Annotated in this window: 18 protein-coding genes; 3 read left to right on the top strand and 15 right to left on the bottom strand. The window is 47.7% G+C overall.

The genetic code is table 11. The features are described from left to right. Positions 1–15: 15 nt before the first annotated feature. The 13 genes from LHL18_RS03675 to wecB form a co-directional block, all read right to left on the bottom strand. Entirely contained in the window at positions 16–1,308 is a 1,293-nt protein-coding gene (locus tag LHL18_RS03675; protein ID WP_226765816.1) for a glycosyltransferase, read from the bottom strand. A 2-nt stretch (positions 1,309–1,310) separates the two neighbouring features. Next, the gene (locus tag LHL18_RS03680) at positions 1,311–2,717 is read right to left on the bottom strand and encodes a lipopolysaccharide biosynthesis protein (RefSeq protein WP_319004159.1); all 1,407 of its coding nucleotides are present in this window, start codon (positions 2,715–2,717) and stop codon (positions 1,311–1,313) included. After that, entirely contained in the window at positions 2,714–3,844 is a 1,131-nt protein-coding gene (gene rffA, locus LHL18_RS03685; RefSeq protein WP_226765817.1) for a dTDP-4-amino-4,6-dideoxygalactose transaminase, read from the bottom strand. The genes LHL18_RS03680 and rffA overlap by 4 nt, the downstream gene beginning before the upstream one ends. After that, on the bottom strand, positions 3,831–4,403 hold the full coding sequence (locus LHL18_RS03690) for an acyltransferase (RefSeq protein WP_226765818.1): 573 nt from the start codon (positions 4,401–4,403) through the stop codon (positions 3,831–3,833). The genes rffA and LHL18_RS03690 overlap by 14 nt, the downstream gene beginning before the upstream one ends. Before the next feature lies 1 nt (position 4,404). Continuing rightward, entirely contained in the window at positions 4,405–5,280 is an 876-nt protein-coding gene (gene rfbA, locus LHL18_RS03695; RefSeq protein ID WP_226765819.1) for a glucose-1-phosphate thymidylyltransferase RfbA, read from the bottom strand. A 4-nt stretch (positions 5,281–5,284) separates the two neighbouring features. After that, entirely contained in the window at positions 5,285–6,349 is a 1,065-nt protein-coding gene (rffG, locus tag LHL18_RS03700) for a dTDP-glucose 4,6-dehydratase (RefSeq protein ID WP_226765820.1), read from the bottom strand. Continuing rightward, complete coding sequence (locus LHL18_RS03705) at positions 6,346–7,284, bottom strand: Wzz/FepE/Etk N-terminal domain-containing protein (RefSeq protein WP_226765821.1); 939 nt, start codon at positions 7,282–7,284, stop codon at positions 6,346–6,348. Before LHL18_RS03705 ends, rffG begins: the two co-directional genes overlap by 4 nt. A 14-nt stretch (positions 7,285–7,298) precedes the next feature. Continuing rightward, complete coding sequence (locus LHL18_RS03710) at positions 7,299–10,046, bottom strand: SLBB domain-containing protein (protein WP_226765822.1); 2,748 nt, start codon at positions 10,044–10,046, stop codon at positions 7,299–7,301. 164 nt (positions 10,047–10,210) lie between these two features. Further along, positions 10,211–11,083, bottom strand: coding sequence for a dTDP-4-dehydrorhamnose reductase (rfbD, locus tag LHL18_RS03715; RefSeq protein WP_226765823.1), 873 nt, complete (start codon positions 11,081–11,083; stop codon positions 10,211–10,213). Further along, entirely contained in the window at positions 11,080–11,613 is a 534-nt protein-coding gene (rfbC, locus tag LHL18_RS03720) for a dTDP-4-dehydrorhamnose 3,5-epimerase (protein ID WP_226765824.1), read from the bottom strand. Before rfbC ends, rfbD begins: the two co-directional genes overlap by 4 nt. Before the next feature lie 74 nt (positions 11,614–11,687). Further along, the gene (gene tviB, locus LHL18_RS03725; protein WP_226765825.1) at positions 11,688–12,965 is read right to left on the bottom strand and encodes a Vi polysaccharide biosynthesis UDP-N-acetylglucosamine C-6 dehydrogenase TviB; all 1,278 of its coding nucleotides are present in this window, start codon (positions 12,963–12,965) and stop codon (positions 11,688–11,690) included. Between the two features lie 36 nt (positions 12,966–13,001). Further along, positions 13,002–14,012, bottom strand: a complete 1,011-nt coding sequence (locus tag LHL18_RS03730; protein WP_134053873.1) for an SDR family oxidoreductase — start codon at positions 14,010–14,012, stop codon at positions 13,002–13,004. A 31-nt stretch (positions 14,013–14,043) separates the two neighbouring features. Continuing rightward, the gene (wecB, locus tag LHL18_RS03735) at positions 14,044–15,168 is read right to left on the bottom strand and encodes a non-hydrolyzing UDP-N-acetylglucosamine 2-epimerase (RefSeq protein ID WP_226765826.1); all 1,125 of its coding nucleotides are present in this window, start codon (positions 15,166–15,168) and stop codon (positions 14,044–14,046) included. A 101-nt stretch (positions 15,169–15,269) separates the two neighbouring features. Between wecB and LHL18_RS03740 the strand changes: the two genes are divergently transcribed. Both LHL18_RS03740 and LHL18_RS03745 read left to right on the top strand, forming a co-directional pair. Next, a complete protein-coding gene (locus tag LHL18_RS03740; protein ID WP_226765827.1) occupies positions 15,270–15,587 on the top strand; it encodes a DUF6170 family protein in 318 nt (105 codons plus the stop codon). A gap of 131 nt (positions 15,588–15,718) precedes the next feature. Further along, entirely contained in the window at positions 15,719–17,275 is a 1,557-nt protein-coding gene (locus LHL18_RS03745) for a peptide MFS transporter (protein ID WP_226765828.1), read from the top strand. Positions 17,276–17,345: 70 nt separating this feature from the next. On the opposite strand, the gene LHL18_RS03750 is transcribed toward LHL18_RS03745, so the two are convergent. Further along, positions 17,346–17,669: a DUF440 family protein gene (locus tag LHL18_RS03750; RefSeq protein ID WP_134053865.1), complete on the bottom strand. Its 324-nt coding sequence runs from the start codon at positions 17,667–17,669 to the stop codon at positions 17,346–17,348. Positions 17,670–17,932: 263 nt separating this feature from the next. Here LHL18_RS03750 and rlmA point away from each other — a divergent pair, with 263 nt between their 5' ends. Beyond that, the gene (gene rlmA, locus LHL18_RS03755) at positions 17,933–18,727 is read left to right on the top strand and encodes a 23S rRNA (guanine(745)-N(1))-methyltransferase (protein WP_226765829.1); all 795 of its coding nucleotides are present in this window, start codon (positions 17,933–17,935) and stop codon (positions 18,725–18,727) included. On the opposite strand, the gene LHL18_RS03760 is transcribed toward rlmA, so the two are convergent. After that, the gene (locus LHL18_RS03760) at positions 18,715–20,139 is read right to left on the bottom strand and encodes an alpha-amylase family glycosyl hydrolase (protein WP_226765830.1); all 1,425 of its coding nucleotides are present in this window, start codon (positions 20,137–20,139) and stop codon (positions 18,715–18,717) included. The two genes, rlmA and LHL18_RS03760, sit on opposite strands and share 13 nt — an antisense overlap. Positions 20,140–20,217: the final 78 nt, after the last annotated feature.

Genomic DNA, 20,217 nt, shown 5'->3' on the forward strand with positions numbered 1-20,217 from the left:
AATTCTTAGCCATCGTCATACGCTATTTTCCCTGACTCGCTCAGAAAGCGAACTGTTACTTAGCCTTGCCTTTAGAGATGACATAAATAAACTAGCCGAATAACAAAACCTGGTTAAGAAAGGAAGGCGCCCGAATACACTTTTGGCATCGAGGGTATAACAGGGAATACGATCAAAATTGTCTACACATTTTGCCATCGAGAATTCTTTAGCTTTGTCGATATGACGCTGAGATAAAGATACTCTCGCATCAGCTGGCAATTTGCTATAACTTTGCAGCACTTCCACTATAGGTCTCTTGGCATACAAACCATCTTCGTTGTACGAAAACCCATCTAGCTCTGCAAGAAAGCCATAGGTTTCTGCTAAAGCGGTATTTTCAATACCTACAATAGCACTTACACCGAGACCTGCCGCCTGAACGATGGCCGAGCCTGAACCGATAAAAATATCATAGGACGATACTACTTCAGAAAAGCGGTCATAATCTAATATGCCTTTGAGATTTATATGTTTTTGCAGACCTTGCTCAGAGATCTTTTTCTTCATGTCCGGCTCAAGTGGGCCATCACCGTATATATCGTATTCAACTGCAATACCATCTTGCAAAAGCTTGGCAACCACATCAATCATGTGCAGATTATATGTTTTGAATGGTACCAGCCTGCCGACAGAAACCAGCTTCAGAGAATTACCGCTGCCCTGAGGCTGAGATATCTGCTTCAGGTCGGTATCAGACGACTCGATAACACCCAGCGGGAACAAGTTTACTGCCTGGAACGATTGTCCACTAACTTTCTCGTATAACGGCACCATCGACTCATTGAAAAAAATGATGCTACTTTTACTGATTTTATCGAAAAACAATGATCTGTTTTTCCGCTCAAAATAGGGCAGAGCCCGCCCCCCCCAGCTGAACTCGAGCGAATGATAGACGCCAATAGTGAATTTAACCTCTGCTGGCAAATACTTTGAAATATGAGCATAAAAATAAGCTGATATGCCTGAGGTTGCATGAACATGTTCAATATTTTTCAGCAACTTAGCTAACTCTGGCTTTATTGGCAATAATAACGACAAGTGAAAAGGAAAATACCGCGCGAGTACCCTTGGCAAGCGGGTAAGATCCGGTAAAAATAACAAAGTTGCATACTTTCTGGCTTCCATCACCAAACCGCTGTCACTTCTGTGCTCTGCGGACAGCAAGATAATTACGGTAGTTTTATTTTCCGCTGCACGCTGTTTTGCCATCCTTAAAATGAAGGTTTCGACACCTCCCATTGCCAGTGAGCCGTGAACAAAAAGCATAGTTAAAATATTCCGTGTTTTAGCTCTTTGAGCTTAGGTAGCACATCTCTATATAAGTACAACAGAAACACGGCAAAAGAAGACCACATCACCATGTAGTAAACCGTATTTTCCGTTATTGCCAGAGCCTGCACTATACAGCCAGTCAATGTCAGCATCATACTCAGATATAGCCTTGCTGTGGGCTGGGTGCACCATAAGCGCCAGGATAGTTCAGTTTTAAAGAGCAAATAGATCCCCGTTGATACAGCTGTAGCAACAGCAGCTCCGCCAGCCCCGAATAACGGAATTAACCAAACATTTAAACCAATATTTACAATCAACGCAGCAACCGTAACCGCCGGTAAGTACTTTGTTGCCCGAGACACACTTATACCAATACCAGACACCTCAGAAATCATCAGAAAAAGTGGCTGAATCATGCAGGCCGCTATAATAAATTCTACTGCAAAGTAATCTTGCGGCAAAAAATACGGTAATAACCACGCAAAACTGCCAACCAAAGCGATCAGTAAAAACGATATTAGCTGTAACACCGCGGATACCGTGCAAACACGTTCCAGTTGCACCCCTTCGGCAACCCAGCGATATATAGTTGGGTGCCATACCGTCGAAAATATCTGCTGGAACAGCATCGCAACGCCGGCGAACCCTGCTGCAATTGCATACAAACCAACATCCGCAAATGATGCATAGTGTGCAAGCATCAACCGATCAACATAGGTCAACCCCCAAAAAGCTATACCGTTAAGCACCAGTGGCAACCCAAAACTAAGCAGCGGACGCAAACCTTTAAATGGTAGCTGGGCAGTCATAGCACGCTTTAGCACTTGGGCCAGAAAAACTGACATTACAGCTATCGCCAGAAACCAACTTAGCACTTGCATAAACAGCAACGTCTGCAGAGACTGAAATTGCAGGTAGAAATAGGCGCATAGCACGAAAGATAAAAAGAATAATTTTGGAAATACCTTCGTCACAGAATAAGCGACGGCCCATTCCTGCATTCTTATGAAAACTGAGAAAAATCGCTCCAGATAAAGTGCAAAACATCCGGCAAGCGCCAAATAAAAGTAGCCCCTGCTATCTATGCCAAAGAAAAACATGCCTGCTGACTGATGAAAATACGCAATAAGACAACAAACACAAGCAAGCAATACTAAGCCAGGTAGTAGGCAAATCTTTGCAAGCCCGTATTTGTCTTCAACCTCGTTGAATTCTCTGACATAGGATTGATCGAGCCCAAGGCTAAACACCACAGCCATCAGTGAACAGGCAACCTGAAGCATAACCAGCTTGCCAATATCCTCCTGTGAGAAGCTCCACGCTAACGCTGGCAAAGTGGCAAAACTCAATATAGCGCTTAAAGCAGAGCCGGATGCGTATCCCAGCAGAGTCCTCAACCTCAACTAAAGAATCTCTCTATACTGTGAGTAACATCGCTAATTTGTTCATCTGTAATGCTGAAGTAAAGCGGCAAACGCACCAAACGCTCGCTCTCAAGCGTTGTATAAATATCTTCGCCGTGCATTGCACCAAACTTACTACCGCCTGGTGCGCTGTGTAAAGGTACGTAATGGAATACTGCAGTGATACCCTGCTCTTTCAAATAGCTTAGTAGGTTGGTTCTGACGTCAATGTCTTTAACTTTTACATAGTACATATGCGCATTATGTTCACAATCAGCCGGGATCTGTGGCAGCGTCAAAACACCTTTATCCTGTAACGGTTTAAGAGCATCGTTGTATTGTTGCCATACCGCCATCCGTTTAGCCGAAATAAGCTCTGCCTCAGTCAACTGACCGTACAAGTAAGCGGCTTGCAACTCTGACGGCAAATAACTGCTACCTACATCGACCCAAGTGTATTTGTCCACCATACCGCGAAAAAACTGGCTACGGTTAGTCCCTTTTTCACGAATAACTTCGGCACGCTGGACAAAGGTAGGGTCGTTTATCACCAGCAAACCACCTTCACCACCGCTGGTGACATTTTTAGTTTCGTGAAAACTAAATGCCGATAAATGTCCTTTAATACCAACCGGCTGACCTTTGTAAAAAGCATCGAAGGCTTGCGCGGCATCTTCCACCACATAAAGGTTATGCTTAGCGGCTATTGCCATAATCGCGTCCATATCACAACTGACACCGGCATAATGCACAGGTACTATGGCTTTGGTTTTTGCAGTAATAGCCGCCTCAATCAGCGTTTCGTCAATGTTCATGGTGTCAGGGCGAACATCAACAAACACCACCTTAGCACCGCGCAGCACAAAAGGGTTGGCAGTGCTGACGAAGGTGTAACTGGGCATGATGACTTCATCGCCCGGTTGAATATTAATTAGTATCGCCGCCATCTCAAGCGCATGTGTGCACGACGGAGTCAACAAGGCTTTAGCGCAACCAAGGTGCTGCTCAAACCATTTCTGACACTTTAAACCATAAGGCCCATCCCCGGATTGTTTGGCGCTGCGCATTGCATCCAGTACATATTGATCTTCGGCACCGGTATAAGGGGGATGATTAAAAGGAATCATTATTTATCTCTCTAAAGAACTGCTGTTCCAGCTGCAACAAATCACGCTTTCGGTCATTCAGGCGCCGGGCCGGGATGCCGGTATAAATACCCCAGGGCTGCGTACTTTTGATAAGTAGCGACATAGCGCCCACTGCACAGCCCTCAGCCAATATAACACCCGGCATTATGGTAGCGCCGGCACCGACAATAGTTTGCCTGCCGAGCAATACCGGGGCAAATAACTCGTTCTTGAATTTCTTCGGGATAAGCGAGTTGACCATGGTTGCGCCGGAATAATCGTCTGACTGAGCAAACACTTTCACGCCATAAGCCAGTGTACAAAAATCTTCCAGCGTTATACCTGGGCTACCACCTGCGACCAGACACATAGGCGTAATGTGGCAATAACTGCCAATGCTCACCGAGCCTGAAACAACACAAAAATCATCTATGCGGCTGTTATCACCAATAGATATTTGCTCCGGGTTATAAATGGCAGCCTTGTCACTGATGCGGACATTTTTGCCAAGGGCTTTAAAACCCATTTCAGCGAGCTGCTGCTGAGAAAAGTAGGCCATATTAACCTCTATGCTCCCGGGCAATCTGCATTAGATACTGACCATAGCTGTTCTTGCCAGCTTTTTCACCGGCAGCGAATAATTGCTCGCGGGACAGCCAGCCATTGTAAAATGCTATTTCTTCCAGTGCTGCTATTTTATAGCCTTGCCGATGTTCTATCGTTTGCACAAAGGTGCTCGCATCGAGCAGGCTGTCAAAAGTGCCGGTATCAAGCCAGGCAAAGCCGCGCCCGAGAATTTCGACACTCAGCTTGCCCTGCTCCAGATAGCGCCGGTTAACACAGGTAATTTCAAGCTCGCCACGCTCTGACGGCGCTATTGTTTTAGCAATGCTGATAACATCATTGTCATAAAAATACAGCCCGGTAACGGCACAATTTGACTTAGGTTGCTGCGGCTTTTCTTCTATTGATATCGCCTTATAGTTACGGTCAAACTCAACTACACCAAAACGTTCAGGATCTTTTACCTGATAAGCAAATACTGTGGCGCCGCTTGCTTTGGCAGCAGCAGATTTCAGTTTAGGGCTAAAGCCCGGGCCGTAAAAAATATTGTCGCCCAGCACCAGACACACACTGTCGTTACCGATAAACTGCTCGCCGATAATAAATGCCTGCGCCAAACCATCCGGGCTATGCTGCACGGCATAGCTGAGGCTTATCCCAAAGTCTGCGCCATCACCCAATAACCGCTGAAACGCAGCCTGATCTTCCGGTGTGGTAATAATTAAAATATCGCGGATACCCGCCAGCATTAACACAGACAAAGGATAATAAATCATCGGTTTGTCATACACCGGCAGCAACTGCTTAGACACGCCTCTGGTTATCGGGTAAAGCCGGGTACCAGAGCCACCGGCTAAGATAATACCTTTCATGCTTTCAGCTCCCTTGGCCTAACCGCTGCAGCGAATAACTACCGTCAAGCACAGCCCGCCACCAGGTCTGATTAGCTAAAAACCATTGCACAGTTTTACGCAAACCGCTGTCAAATGTCTCTTGTGGTGCCCAGCCCAGCTCACGCTCTATTTTACCGGCATCTATTGCATAACGCAGGTCGTGGCCGGGCCTGTCTGTGACATAAGTAATTAAATCTTCGTAGTGCTGCACACCCGCCGGTTTTTGTGGCGCCAGCTCTTCAAGCAAACTACATAGCGTCCTTACTACCTCAATATTCTGCTTTTCGTTATGGCCGCCAATGTTATAGGTTTCGCCAACCTCGCCTTCTGTGACAACTTTGTACAAGGCGCGGGCATGATCTTCAACATATAGCCAGTCTCTGATCTGATTACCTTTACCGTAAACCGGTAACGCCTTACCTGCCAGGGCATTTAAAATCATCAGCGGAATAAGCTTTTCCGGAAAATGGTAAGGGCCATAGTTATTTGAACAGTTAGTCACGATAACAGGCAAACCGTAGGTGCGGTGCCAGGCACGTACCAGATGATCTGAGCTGGCTTTACTTGCTGAATAAGGGCTGCTTGGTGCGTAAGGTGTGGTTTCTGTGAAGAGATCATCACTGCCGTGTAAGTCACCAAACACTTCATCAGTGGAAATATGATGAAAGCGAAACGCTGTTTTGCGCTCCGCCGGCAATGCCGACCAGTAGCTGCGGGCGGCCTCTAACAGGGTATAAGTACCAACAATATTGGTTTCAATAAAAGCTGCCGGGCCATCAATAGAGCGATCAACATGGCTCTCGGCGGCTAAATGCATTACGACGTCTGGCTGATACTGGTTAAATACCCGCTCCAGCTCTTGGCGGTGACATACGTCAACTTGCTCAAAGGCATAACGAGAACTGCCAGCTACTGTTTCAAGCGAAGCTAAATTACCGGCGTAGGTCAGCTTATCGACATTAACTACACTGGCCTGAGTATTGGTGATGATATGGCGTACAACGGCAGAACCAATAAAGCCTGCACCGCCGGTTACTAACACTTTCATTTTTCTTTCTTCATTACCAGACGAATCATCAGAAAACCCACCCCGCCAATAAATACAACCACGGCGGCACCTATGACCATAATTGCTCTGCCCGGTTTATATTTCTTTTCCGGCACTATGGCTGCATCCACAGTTTCCAGAATATATTCTGGTTTAACATTGGCTAACATCAGGGTTTTCGTTTGCTCTTCAATCAGCTGGTACAGTACCGTTTTTATTTCGGTAATTTTGGTATCCGCAACCTGCTGTTCCAGATAAGCAATACTGGATTGCGCTTCACTGACATCGCGTTGGCGCATTTCATCATTTAAATCTGCAATCAGTGCCGTTGTCCAGTCACGTGCTATGGTGGGAGACACATGCTCCAGCATAACTTTCACCATACCGTTGGTTTTATCCTCTGTAACAGTCAAGTTATCAAGAAAGTATTCATGCGCCTCTTGCAAGCTGGGCTTCGGTTGGCGAGGCCAACGCACATTTCTCACCCAAGTCTGGCTATCAGCATCATAAATATCATCATCTAAAATCAGTGTGTCGGTTTCAGGATCCCAACTTTCAGCTGCCATAAGCGGCACCAAAATCTGATGTTTTTCGGCAAATTTAAAGAAAAACTCACGTGACTTTAGTTTCTCAAGCGCGATAACGCTTTTATTGCCTTCACCTTTACCAAGGCTAATGCCAGCCAGTGACGCCAGGCCGCCAAACTGGCCAGCTAAGCTCCCCAGCTTACCCCCTGCGCCTTCTTCAACCGGCGTTACCAGCGCTTCAGCCCGGTATATATTTGGCAGAGTCAGGCTGTATAGGGCTACAACCACGGCAACCAGAAATGAAATCCCGCCTAACCAGAACTTAACGCGCCAGATTTCACTAAACAGTTCATTGAGTCCGATTTCGTCATTGGCATAGCCGACATCACTTGTTAAGTCTTTGCTCATTACTAATCCGTTTGTTAGAAACTGTTCAATGCTGCAACGGCCACTGCACTCTGATAGAAAATCTGCGTCACTTGCGTCCACAAACTTAAGTTGTCTTTATATTCAGTGTCCAGCGGTGCCACTATAGTGTCGCCTGCTTTGAGGCTGTTTTTACTGACGCTAAACCAACTGTTTTCTGGCACCATTACGGAACCATCAGCCCGTATTACATAAACACGGTCATTATCAGCCCGCTTACGGAAGCCACCGGCCAACTTCAGGTAATCATCCAACGTAAGATTCGCCGCAAAACGATGGCTGCTGGGATGCTGAACCTCACCAACAATAGCAATGGTATTGTTTACCCGCGGGATATGCAGTTTATCGCCATCTTCCACCGGTAAATCTGCTGACGGGTCTCCTGCCATAATCATTGGCAAATTAATAACCAGACGGCCAACCGGTTTCACTTTTTCGATTTCGCTGATCATGGTGATAGCATCTTCCGGTGTAATGCGGGCTGTTTCGCTGGATAAGGATTTTGCGGCGATATCTGCACGCAACTGCTCACTGAGCTTTTTCAGCTGCTGGGTTTCACGCTCACGGATCTGCTCACGGGTAAACACTGAGCCGTCAACAAAGGCATTGGCAGTTACCCCTCCGGCACGCTTTAACACGTCAGCGAGCATTTCCCCCTGCTGAATAGTGTAAACGCCTGGAAACTTAACCTCACCGGTCAGCTCTATGGTGCGATCTAAATCCCACTCAGGAACAGGAAACACATTCAAGCGATCACGACTTGCCAGTTTCACTGTCTGACCGCCAGATAGTACCTCCGTCAAATCTACGACAGAGTGTTCTACGTTCAGGCCGCGACTGGCGTCAACACGGGAGATAGCTCGGGACAATTCAGCGCGGCGTAAAAAGGCTGAGTCTTTCAAGCCACCGGCTGCATCGATCAGATCCCGTACATCCGCATTTTTAGCCAGTGGGTATTCGCCCTCTACCAAGACTTCACCGCTGACACTGACAACCTGAGGCTCGGCGCCGTTACGGGCCTGCAAGCGCAACTTTTCCAATACCGGATATAACAGTTCGGTACGGGTAAGATGAGGCGTCAGCTTTATCAGTTCAGGGTCATCCAACACGTGCTGCAGTAAATAGCTGAAATTCTCTTTCAGGGCTTTTTGCTGATCCGGCTTAGAAATATCCTCAGCATATAAGCGGCTTTCTCCCTGTCTGAATTTATTAATTTCTTCATTCAGTAACTCTTCTGTCAGTTGTTCCTGTTCTGACATGAGCCGGAAGCCCTCTTCCGCCAGATCCAGCTGATTTAACCAACGTAATTCAACGGCAATATCAAAGCGTTTTTCCAATGCATCGCGCAGATATTTGTTTAATGCTGAGCGCTGATAAGTCTGCAACGCATTGTGAAACACGATCACAGTATCACGGGCCTGCAACTCTATATTTTCGCTACCTGCCGGCTGTGCTATTGCATCGGCAAGCCTAAATTGCAGCACCTCTACGTCGCCCAGTGTATTTACTTCACGCAGCACAATACCGTAGTTCAGATCTGCAGTACGCTGTAAGTCTGACCATCTTGAACCCAATAAGTCTGTCAGGTGTAGACCTTGGCGCCAGGCATGGATACCGGGACGGGCCACCGCTCCGGCCAGCGTCACTGAATTTTTGATTTGTGGTGAAGTAGCGCCAACTCTGAGCACATCACCGGCTCGGGCCTTTATCTGTTGTTGTGCCTTATCTGTTAAATCAACACTGAGGTAATCGCGCAGATGCTGATCGTTAAAACGCTGTAATACAGCTTGCTGCGGGTAAGCTCCGGGCTTGGCACCGCCGGCCATGTTCAGCAGATCCAGCAGCGAGTCATCTGCAGCCACTTCATACAGTGCAGGCCGGTGCACTTCTCCGGCGACCTCAGCAATAGCACTTACCGGTGCGATAAAAATCACATCGCCGTCTTTTAAATGCAGGTTGTTTCTGGCATCGCCTTTTAACAGCAAGGCGTACAAGTCAAAGGTTGCAACACTTTTGCCTGAGCGCTGTACCGAAATCTGCCGCAGGCTACCAATATCACTTACCCCACCGGCGGCATAAAGGGCCTGGGTTACTGAACTTAGCGCCGGCAAATTATACGAGCCCGGGTACTTTGCCTCACCAGCGATTAATACGTTAATTGTCCGCAGAGATCCCATGCTGACGGCTACATCTGTACCCAGAAGCTGCTGCCGTACCCGTTCAATAATCAGCTGCTTTGCTTCGGCGTAACGTAAACCTGATACCTGTACAGCGCCCATCTCGGCAATATTTACAGCGCCATCACGGTTTACTTCTGCTTGAATATCGCGGTTTAGTTTGCCAAACAGTTGCAGTAACAGTTTGTCGCCCGGCCCTAAAATATAATTGTCCGGTACCGGCAAATTCTTTGCCGGCGCAAAGACTGAACTGGCCTCATCAAACATGTTCAGGCCGAAACGCTTTGGTTTATCGTCTTCTTCGGGCTTTTTCTGCTCAAGCTGTTGTTTTCGGCGTTTTAACCGATTGTCCTGGTCGGTATCGGTAGTATCAGTATCTGTCTGGGCTGCACTATCAAGCCCCAATTCACTGAGATTTATACCGTATTGCTTAGCCAGCTGTTCTTGCTGCGCCCTGGGTAGCTGTTTGAACTGCTCCATCATGGCGGGGGTGACGGTTTGCGCAAGACTGTACAGCGGTAGCGCAAAAAACAGAGAGAATGCCAAATATTTAACGAAATTAACCACTCGTCGCTCCGGTTCTTATTGGTTTATAGTGCTCTGCAGTGGACCTGAAACAGAAAATATATCCTTTTATCTGTCGGTATCATCAGGCCAGACCAAGTTGAGAATTCTATAGGCTTTGTTGCTGATTATCGAATTTTTTTTACCTGCCAAGCCGGATACACGAACTAAACGCGCATTTTTTTTACATACGACTCAATTTCGGTGCGCCAGTCTGTGGCAGGTTGCGTGAATGTGCGCTGAAATAAGCTGCTATCAAGACAAGAATAGGCAGGACGTACTGCCAAACTACCGGGGAAAGGGCTGTTTATTGCCGTCAGGCAATGCTGATGTTGTGGTGCCGCCAGCTGATATATCGCCTTCGCAAAATCATACCAACTGCAATACGGGTATCCACAAAAGTGATACAAGCCGTAAGGTAAACAAGTCTGTGCAGCATAATCCATTGTAAGACGGTAAACCGCCTCAGCCAGAGCACTGGCCGGTGTCGGCCCGCCTAGCTGATCACTGACGACACTAACAGGCTCACCACGCACAGCACGCCGCCATATAGAACTGGCAAAGTTGCCAGGCAGTGCACTGAACAACCAACTGGTTCGAAACGTGATGTATCTTCCGGCCTGCACTACAGCGTCTTCCGCCAGTAACTTAGACTTGCCATACAGATTCAGCGGCGAAGCCGGGTCTGACTCGGTGTAAGGTGCATTGTGCTGACCATCAAATACGTAATCCGTTGAGAAACTGATCAGCAAACTGTCATATTGCCGGCAAAGGGCGGCCAGCGAGGCACTGGCCACAGCATTGACCAGCATACAGCGTTCTGGCTGTTGTTCAGCACTGTCAACCGCAGTGTAAGCAGCGCAGTTGATAACGATATCAGGCCTTACGGCACTGAATAGCCGCTGCAGTGCGCTGTCATCAGTGATGTCTAACATTGCACTGTCGCAGGCTAACACCTTGAATTGTCGCTGTGCGGCATACTGCCGCCGCAACAACTGGCCCAACTGGCCTGCAGCACCGGTTATAAGCAGGGTTTTCAAGCGAAAATCTCGTGGAAATCTGCCGCAGCGCTGTCTTTAGCAGACTGTATATAAGGCAAGTCAGGCCAAGAGATACCAAGTTCAGCCGAGAAACAGGAAAAAGCGCCCTCGTCAGCCTGATTGTAGTAGTGACTGGTTTTATAAATCACATCCGCGACATCAGACAACACCAAAAAGCCATGGGCAAAACCGGGCGGCAGCCATAACTGCTGTGGTTTATGCTCAGACAACACCACGGCTTGCCAGCGGCCAAAGTTAGCTGAATGCCTGCGCACATCTACCGCGACATCATAAATCTTACCACGCATTACACTGATTAACTTGCCCTGTGGGGCCTGATGCTGAAAGTGCATACCACGCAATACACCTTTAACTGACCGTGACCAGTTATCCTGCACCAGCTCATCTTCAATACCGGCCAAGCGGTAATCAGCCACACGGAAGTTTTCCTGAAAAAAACCACGCTGATCACCAAAGCGCTCAGGTTCAAAGATCAGACTATCAGCCAGCGGAGCTGCAATGACGTTCATTTATACCAGTTCAGAAAAGCAAAACGCCGATTATAGAGCATCGGCGTTAAGAGCAGAAAGCATCAATTTAACAATTACAGCCGCAAATCGCTGTCGGCAGTACTGAGTACATATTTCAGATCATACAGTATGCTGTCAGCGTTACCCAGAGCACGAATACCGGCGGCGCCCATATCCCGGAATTGCTTATGCCCTACCGCCAGAATCACTGCATCGTAACTGCCAGCTTCAGGCTGCGCAATTGGCGTTATGCCATATTCATGTTCAGCTTCAGCTGCATCTACCCAGGGGTCAAACACATCTGCAACCACACCATATTCTTTTAGCTCGGCAAGAATATCGACCACTTTCGTGTTACGGATATCCGGGCAATTCTCTTTAAACGTTAAGCCCATCACTAACACTCTGGCACCACTTACCTGAATGCGGCGTTTAATCATTGCTTTAACCAGCTGGCTGATCACGTAACGGCCCATACTGTCGTTAATGCGACGACCGGCCAGAATAACTTCCGGGTTATAACCTATCGCCTGAGCTTTATGAGTTAAGTAATATGGGTCTACGCCAATACAGTGCCCGCCCACCAGACCAGGCCTGAACGGCAAAAAGTTCCACTTGGTACCTGCCGCCAGCAACACTTCTTCCGTATCTATACCCAATTTGTTAAAAATAACTGCCAGCTCATTGATTAACGCAATATTCAAATCACGCTGGGTGTTTTCAATCACTTTTGCCGCTTCAGCCACGCGAATAGAACTGGCTTTGTAGGTACCGGCGGTAATAATGCTGCCGTACAGGCTATCGACAAATTCTGCGATTTCCGGCGTTGAGCCAGAGGTAACCTTTTTAATCGTCGTTACACGGTGTTCTTTATCGCCCGGGTTAATGCGTTCAGGGCTGTAACCGGCAAAAAAATCCACATTGTATTTAAGGCCTGATACGCGCTCTATCACCGGAATACAGTCTTCTTCGGTAGCACCTGGATAAACCGTTGACTCATAAACAACGATATCGCCTTTTTTAATCACCTTACCCAAGGTTTCAGAGGCTTTAATCAGTGGGGTTAAATCGGGCTGGCGGTGTTCATCTATTGGTGTGGGTACCGTGACAATAAATACATTGGCATTACGTAAGTCATCCAGCTCACAACTGTAGCGCAGCTTGTCTGCTTGCTTTAACTCTTCGCTACTGACTTCCAGTGTATGATCTTCGCCCATATTGAGCTCAGCAATACGGGCTTTGTTAATATCAAAACCCAAGGTGGCATAATGCTTACCAAACTCGACGGCCAGTGGCAGGCCAACATAACCTAAACCAATGATGGCAATCTGACTGTCTGCAATATTCTTCATGTTTAACGTCCTGTGTAATTCCGTTTACGGTATAAATCAGCCTTTTAGGCTATCGTGCTGTTGAATATACCATGGCATCGCCAGCGAAAGACCTTCGCGGATACGATACTGTGGGGCATAACCCAACATACGCTGTGCCTTACTAATATCAGCCTGTGAGTGGCGCACATCGCCTGCGCGAAAATCGCCATATTGTGCTGTCTTTTTGTAATGAATGCCATTGTCTGCCAAACTTTTCGCTATAGCAGCAAATAACTCATTTAACGTAGTGCGATCACCCAGTGCAACGTTAAATACCTCTGAATGTTCGATATCTGCCAGTGCTGCACGTATGTTCGCCTGTACGGCATTGTCGACAAAGCAAAAATCACGGCTGGTTTCACCATCGCCGTTTATCTTAACGCTTTGATCAGCAATCATGGCAGCAGTCCATTTCGGAATCACTGCGGCATAAGCACCATTGGGGTCCTGTCTTGGGCCGAATACATTAAAATAGCGCAGGCCTATGCTGTGAAAACCGTAGCTGCGGGAGAACACATCGGCATACAGCTCATTGACGTATTTCGTCACAGCATAAGGCGACAGTGGCTTGCCAATCGCATCTTCGACTTTTGGCAGCGCCGGATGATCACCATAAGTTGAGCTGGAAGCTGCGTAAACAAAACGTTTAACGCCAGCATCACGCGCCGCTAAAAGCATATTTAAAAAGCCACTTATGTTGGTATCGTTGCTGGTAACAGGGTCTGCAATTGAACGCGGCACAGAACCAAGTGCAGCCTGATGCAACACATAATCGACACCACTGCATGCCTGCTGACAATCTGCTGAGCTTCGGATATCACCTTTAATAAAAGTAAAATTAGCCCACTGCTGCGGACTAACCAGTTGCTGTACTTCATCAAGGTTACGCTGGTAGCCGGTCGCAAAGTTATCCAACCCCACTACCTGCTGGTTTGCTTTTAATAACGTTTCCAGCAAATTAGAACCGATAAAGCCGGCACACCCCGTTATCAGCCATTTGTTACTTGTTTCCAATAGGTTTTGCATTACATTCTCTTTGTATTCAGCACTGAGTAATTTACTTTATCTTCCTGATAACCTCAGCAATGCGCTGACAGGCTTTACCATCACCATAAGGGTTATGCGCAAAACTCATGCTATCGTAATACGCTTTGTCAGTCAGCAGTTTAGTAACTTCGCTGATAATAACCTGAGTATCGGTACCCACCAGTTTGACGGTACCTGCTTCCACCGCTTCGGGGCGCTCAGTGGTGTCGCGCATCACCAGCACAGGTTTACCTAATGACGGTGCTTCTTCCTGGATGCCACCCGAATCTGTCAATACCAGGGTGCTGCGGCTCATCAGATAGACAAACGGCAGATAATCCTGCGGCTCTATCAGATGGATATTATTAGCATCTGACAACAGACGGAATACCGGCTCGCGCACATTCGGGTTTAAATGCACCGGATAAACAATGTCGCAATCGGCAAACTGCTGCGACAGCTGCTTAAGTGCTGCACAGATGTTCTCAAAACCACCACCAAAGCTTTCACGCCGGTGGCCGGTAACCAGAATAAGCCGCCTGCCATTTTGGCCATATGGAAATTTAGCTGCGAACTCTTCACTTAACGCCTGATCGCTGTCTATTTTCGCCACCACCTGCAGCAGTGCATCGATCACAGTGTTACCGGTAACAAAAATATCCGCCGGTTTCACTTGCTCATTTAACAGGTTTTGCTCAGACGTTTTGGTTGGCGCAAAATGGAAACGGGTAATGGCGCCGGTCAGCTTACGGTTCGCCTCTTCCGGCCAGGGGCTGTAAATATTACCGGTACGCAAACCTGCTTCAACATGGCCAACGGCAATTTTCTCGTAATAACACGCCAGTGCCGCGGCAAAAGTGGTGCTGGTATCGCCGTGCACCAGCACAACGTCGGGTTTAAAGTCACGCAGCACAGGTTTGATATTTAACAATATGCTGGTGGTAACATCATATAAATCCTGACCGGCTTTCATAATAGCCAGATCATATTCGGGCTCGATATCAAATAACTGCAATACCTGATCCAGCATTTCCCGGTGTTGACCGGTGACACATACCCGGCTATCGATATCTGCCTGCTGTTTCAGCAGGTTTACCAGCGGCGCCATTTTTATCGCCTCTGGCCGGGTGCCAAATACACTAAGAACTTTAATCATCACAGATCCTTGTTGCAGCAATGGCGTAAAGCTTACCAAAAGCGCTTTTAAAGCGATAGATAGAACCGTTAAACTAGCCGCTGCAAAATAAGGAACCGTTTATGTTATATCTGAACAGCCGAAGTATTCCTGAACTGGCAGGCCTGAGTTTCCCCCAGCGCATGGCCGTTGTCCGCAAAGCCGCAGATAATTTGGCGGTACCAACCAAAATTTCTCTCAATATACTGAAACTGCTGATCCTGGTGCCGCTATTTTTACTGATAGCCCGGGCTAATGGCTGGGCAATTGCAGGTTATATCGTGTTGCTGGTCGTATTATATCCGTTGATAACAAGGCCGGTTACTTTTGCGCTGTGCCGCAAAGATTTTAGCCGTGTACGCAGCCAACTGTACCCGGCAGAGGCAGGAAAACAGCAGTAAAACCGCGTTTTTTACCCTTTTTGTCCCATCGTTTTCGCGCTGGTGATGACAACTAAGCCGAACATCTGCATAATCCGGTCAGCTTCCTGTATATAAACGAAGCCGATAATTCTAATAACACTGGGGATTCCATGACTGATTCAAGCACTGTTGCGGCGGCTCCGGCCAATCAGCCGCAATTTCTCGGCCATCCGGTCGGGCTGTATGTGTGCTTTCTCACCGAAATGTGGGAGCGCTTCTCTTTCTACGGCATGAAATATCTGCTGTTGCTGTATTTAACAAAGTATCACCTGTTCAGCGATGCCGGCGGCCTGGATGTACTGGGTAGTTATGCTGGCTTAGTGTATGCCATGCCTGTGATAGGTGGCATGCTGGCAGACCGCTATTTAGGTATGCGTAAAGCAGTAACCTTCGGTGCCATCTTACTCTGTATGGGCCACCTTGGCCTGGCTTACGAAGGCTTTCAGGCTTATGTTGAAAACGGTGTAGTTGTGCAGGATACCGGCGCTATCCAGGTATTTTACTTCTCGCTGGCACTGATCATTATGGGCGTCGGTTTTTTAAAGCCGAATATCTCTACCATAGTGGGTCAGTTGTATGGCAAAGAAGATGCACGTCGCGACTCCGGTTTTACCATTTTCTATATGGGTATTAACCTGGGTTCTTTTATTGCTACCTTATCTGTAACTTACCTTGGCGAAACCTATGGCTGGGGTTATGGCTTTGGCTTAGCCGGTATTGGTATGGTTATCGGTTTAATTGTGTTTTTAACCGGCCAGAAATATCTGTTTGGCTATGCAGAACCAGCAAATCCGGCGCTGTTAAAAGAAAAGGTGTTCGCCGGCATCAACAAAGAATGGTTAATTTACCTGGCGACTATTCCTGCACTGGTGGTTATGTGGCAGCTGGTACAATACAACCCTGTAGTACACAGTACTCTGCTTGGTATGTCATTTATTGTTCTGGTTGGCATTATCTGGTTTATTACGACCCAGTGTAATAAAGAAGAACGTGATCGCATGATAGTGCTGATTATCTTAACCATGTCTACAGTGGTGTTCTGGGCATTGTTTGAGCAATCAGCATCGTCAATGACGCTGTACGCAGACCGGGTATTGGATCGCACCGTGTTTGGTTATGAAGCGACCGCTGGTCAGTTCGGTTCACTGAATGCATTTTTCATTATTACACTGGCCCCGCTGTTCGCCTGGTTATGGATAGCGCTGGCCAAACGCAAACTCGAGCCAAGTACTCCGGTTAAATTTGCGCTGGGTATTATCCAGGCCGGTTTAGGCTTCGGTGCATTGGTATATGGTGCAACTCACCCGAATGAAGCGGGCTATGTGGCAGCCTGGTGGTTAATACTGGCTTATGCGCTGCACACCATGGGTGAGCTATGCTTATCACCGGTTGGCTTATCTGCCGTGACCAAACTGGCGGTGCCAAAAGTAGTAGGCGTAATGATGGGTAGCTGGTTCCTGGCCACTGCTTACTCAGAGCTGTTGGCAACACAATTGGCAAAACTGGCTGCTATTGATACTCATGCCGGTGAAGTGGCGAATGTCAGTGAGGCGCTTGCAGCGTACACTGAACTGTTCAGCTTCTTGTTCTATGTTGGTGTGGGTGTCGGTGTATTTATGTTGCTTATCAGCCCCTGGCTGAAAAAGCGTATGCATGGCGTGCACTAAACGTTAATACTGAAAAAGGTCTGCATTGCAGACCTTTTTTATTACCTTTTATTGCCCACGCCACACTTTACTATTGACCGCGCCATTGGGCATGACAAAGTGACTCATACTTTTCCCGGCTTAACAGAATGCGTGCCAGCACGATATCCGCATCGCCATTTTCGCCGGTCAGGCCGATTTGTGCTTCATAGTGCAGCTCAGGCTCTAAGTCTTGCATCATCATCTCAACCCAGTCTTCACCAGGTATCGCCAGGTCAACATAACCGCGGCTTTCATAATGCTGCTGATACAAAGTGTAATCTTCGGCAGACAGGTTTTCTGCTGCCAGTTCTTCGAAAATATCAAACGCGTGGTCACATAACTCGTCCAGCGTCCACAACTCTAATTCCTGCATTAAGGCTCCGGTTTTTCTTTCTATTGATGCTGAAATCTATTGGCAGGCCGGTTAGAACCTGCTGCGCACAGCCGAAGAGTGTCTGAGCGAACGCTGCGCGTGAGCGAGTTGCTTCGGCGAGCACAGCAGCGTTGTAACGCAAGGTCTGCTAAACACCAGACAGTTGACTGAATAGATGATCATGAACGCCAGTATAGCAAGCCTTTGCCGAAAACACTGCTGTACTGCTACACTGTCGGCCTTTTTTCCGGCCGGATTTTCTTATGTACCTGTGCCCGCTGTGCCAACAGCCTTTACTTCTAACTGCAAAACAGTATCAGTGCACTAACCGTCACAGCTTTGATATCGCCCGCGAAGGCTACGTGAATTTGTTGCCTGTGCAGCATAAAAACTCCAAAGACCCTGGCGATAATAAAGAAATGATGCAAGCCAGGCGGGCTTTTTTACAGGCTGGCTGGTATGCGCCACTGGCACAGGCAGTCTCAGATACCATTGCAAAACTAGCGCCGGACACGCTGCTTGATTTAGGTTGCGGTGAGGGCTATTACACAGCGCAGTTAAAGCGTGCTTTACACGACACGCTAATCTTTGGGGTGGATATTTCCAAAGCAGCGGTGAAATTTGCCGCCAAAGCTAACAGCGATATTCAGCTCAGTGTCGCCAGCGCATATCAGCTGCCCTTTGCCGATAACAGCTTTGCTGCGATAGTGCGCATTTATGCGCCCTCGAAACCGGAAGAACTGCAGCGGCTACTAAAACCGCAGGGGTACTTAATTACCGTAAGCCCGGGCCCGCAGCACCTGCTGGAAATTAAACAGGCTGTATATGATGAAGTTCAGCTACACAGTGATGCGATAGCAGAAATACCAATGCTGACTCACCTGACCCGCCAGCGCCTGCAGTTTACACTGCGCTTTGAAAAAGCCGACGATGTGTCGGCCCTGATACAAATGGTGCCGCTGGCCTGGAAATTCAGCGCCGAGCAGAAGCAGCAGTTTGCTGCTACTCTGCCCGACATCAGCGTAGACTTTTTGCTCGATGTGTATCAAAAAGCCTGAGGTTGCACATAAATACGGTAATCCCACGCGGCCAGTTTTACTGTACTGTCAGCTGTAAATTGCACCGTTTCACCAGTTAAATAGTTAATGTAATTGCCGTGGTGCAGGTGCTCATCAAAGCTGACATGTTGCGGCGTGTCGCTGAAGTTAAATACGGCAAACACTTTATCTTTAGTGTTTTGCCGCACGAAGCTTAAGATCTGTGCGGGTTTATTGTTATGCACCGGCAACATTCTGGCGCCCCAATCTGCATTCCACAGCGCCGTATTATCACGCTTCAGTGCCAGTAACCGCTTATATAACTTACCGTTTTCATGCTCGCGCCAGATAATAGGATCACGCTCAAAAAACGCCAGCCGCCTGTCGTTACCAGCCTCCTGACCGTTATAGATCATCGGCATGCCCTCGCCTACCACAGACAGCGCCATAGCCGCGTGTAGTGCATCACCAAACATCTCAAACTCTGTGCCTTCCCAGGCATTTTGATCATGATTACTGACGCCTAGCATGCGCATAATGTTTTGCGGAAAGTATTTCTCGTTCCAGGAGTAATACACCCGTAGCTTGTTTACATCAGCATGGCCATTAGCAATATCATGCACGGCTTTATGCCAGCTCCAGCCATAGGTCATATCAAAAGCACTGGCATGAAAATCCCGCCCTTCAAATTCGGCCAGCATAAACACCGGTTTTATGCTATCGAGCTCTTTTCTGGCTTGCTCCCAAAAATCCAGCGGTACAAAGCCTGCCACATCACAGCGAAAACCATCAAATCCAAACTCCTGTATCCAGTATTTCATTGCACCGGTCATATAACGGCGTAAATCACTGTTGCTGTAATCCAGTTCAATAATGTCGTCCCAGTCCCACCAGGGTGTTGGCCGAAAATCGCCTTTCCAATCGCGTAAATACCAATCAGGATGCTGCTTAACCAGCACATTATCCCAGGCAGTATGGTTAGCTACCCAATCTAAAATTACATACAAACCAAGCTGATGGGCCTCAGCAATAAAGGCCTTAAGCTCATATTCAGTGCCAAACTCGCTATTCACACCGTAGTAGTTTTTAACGGAATAAGGGCTGCCTAAAGTTCCTTTACGGTTGAGCTCGCCGATGGGCTGCACCGGCATCAGCCAGATTATTTTAACGCCCAGATCTTTTAGCCGGTTCAGCTGCTCCGCAGCCGCTACAAAAGTTCCCTCTGGTGTAAACTGGCGAATGTTTATCTGATAGATGGCAGCGTTTTTGCTCCACTCGGGATGAGACAACTGCACATAGGGTTGTGGTTGGTACGGGTTAATATCGTTTGCAGTAGTTGTAGTTCGGGAGCTGTTGCAGGCAGTAAGCGAGGACAAACCCGCCAAAAGCAGCAGAAAACACCAGCGCCGGTAAAAGCTTGAGTTCGATAACATGTCAGATCCCTGTTGGTCAGTTTTATAATTGGTATGTCGCCACCAATAATAGCCTGCTTTAAACCCTCAGGGACTAAA

Origin of the sequence: Rheinheimera aquimaris (genome assembly GCF_020531985.1) — a bacterium.
Lineage (GTDB): Bacteria > Pseudomonadota > Gammaproteobacteria > Enterobacterales > Alteromonadaceae > Alishewanella > Alishewanella aquimaris.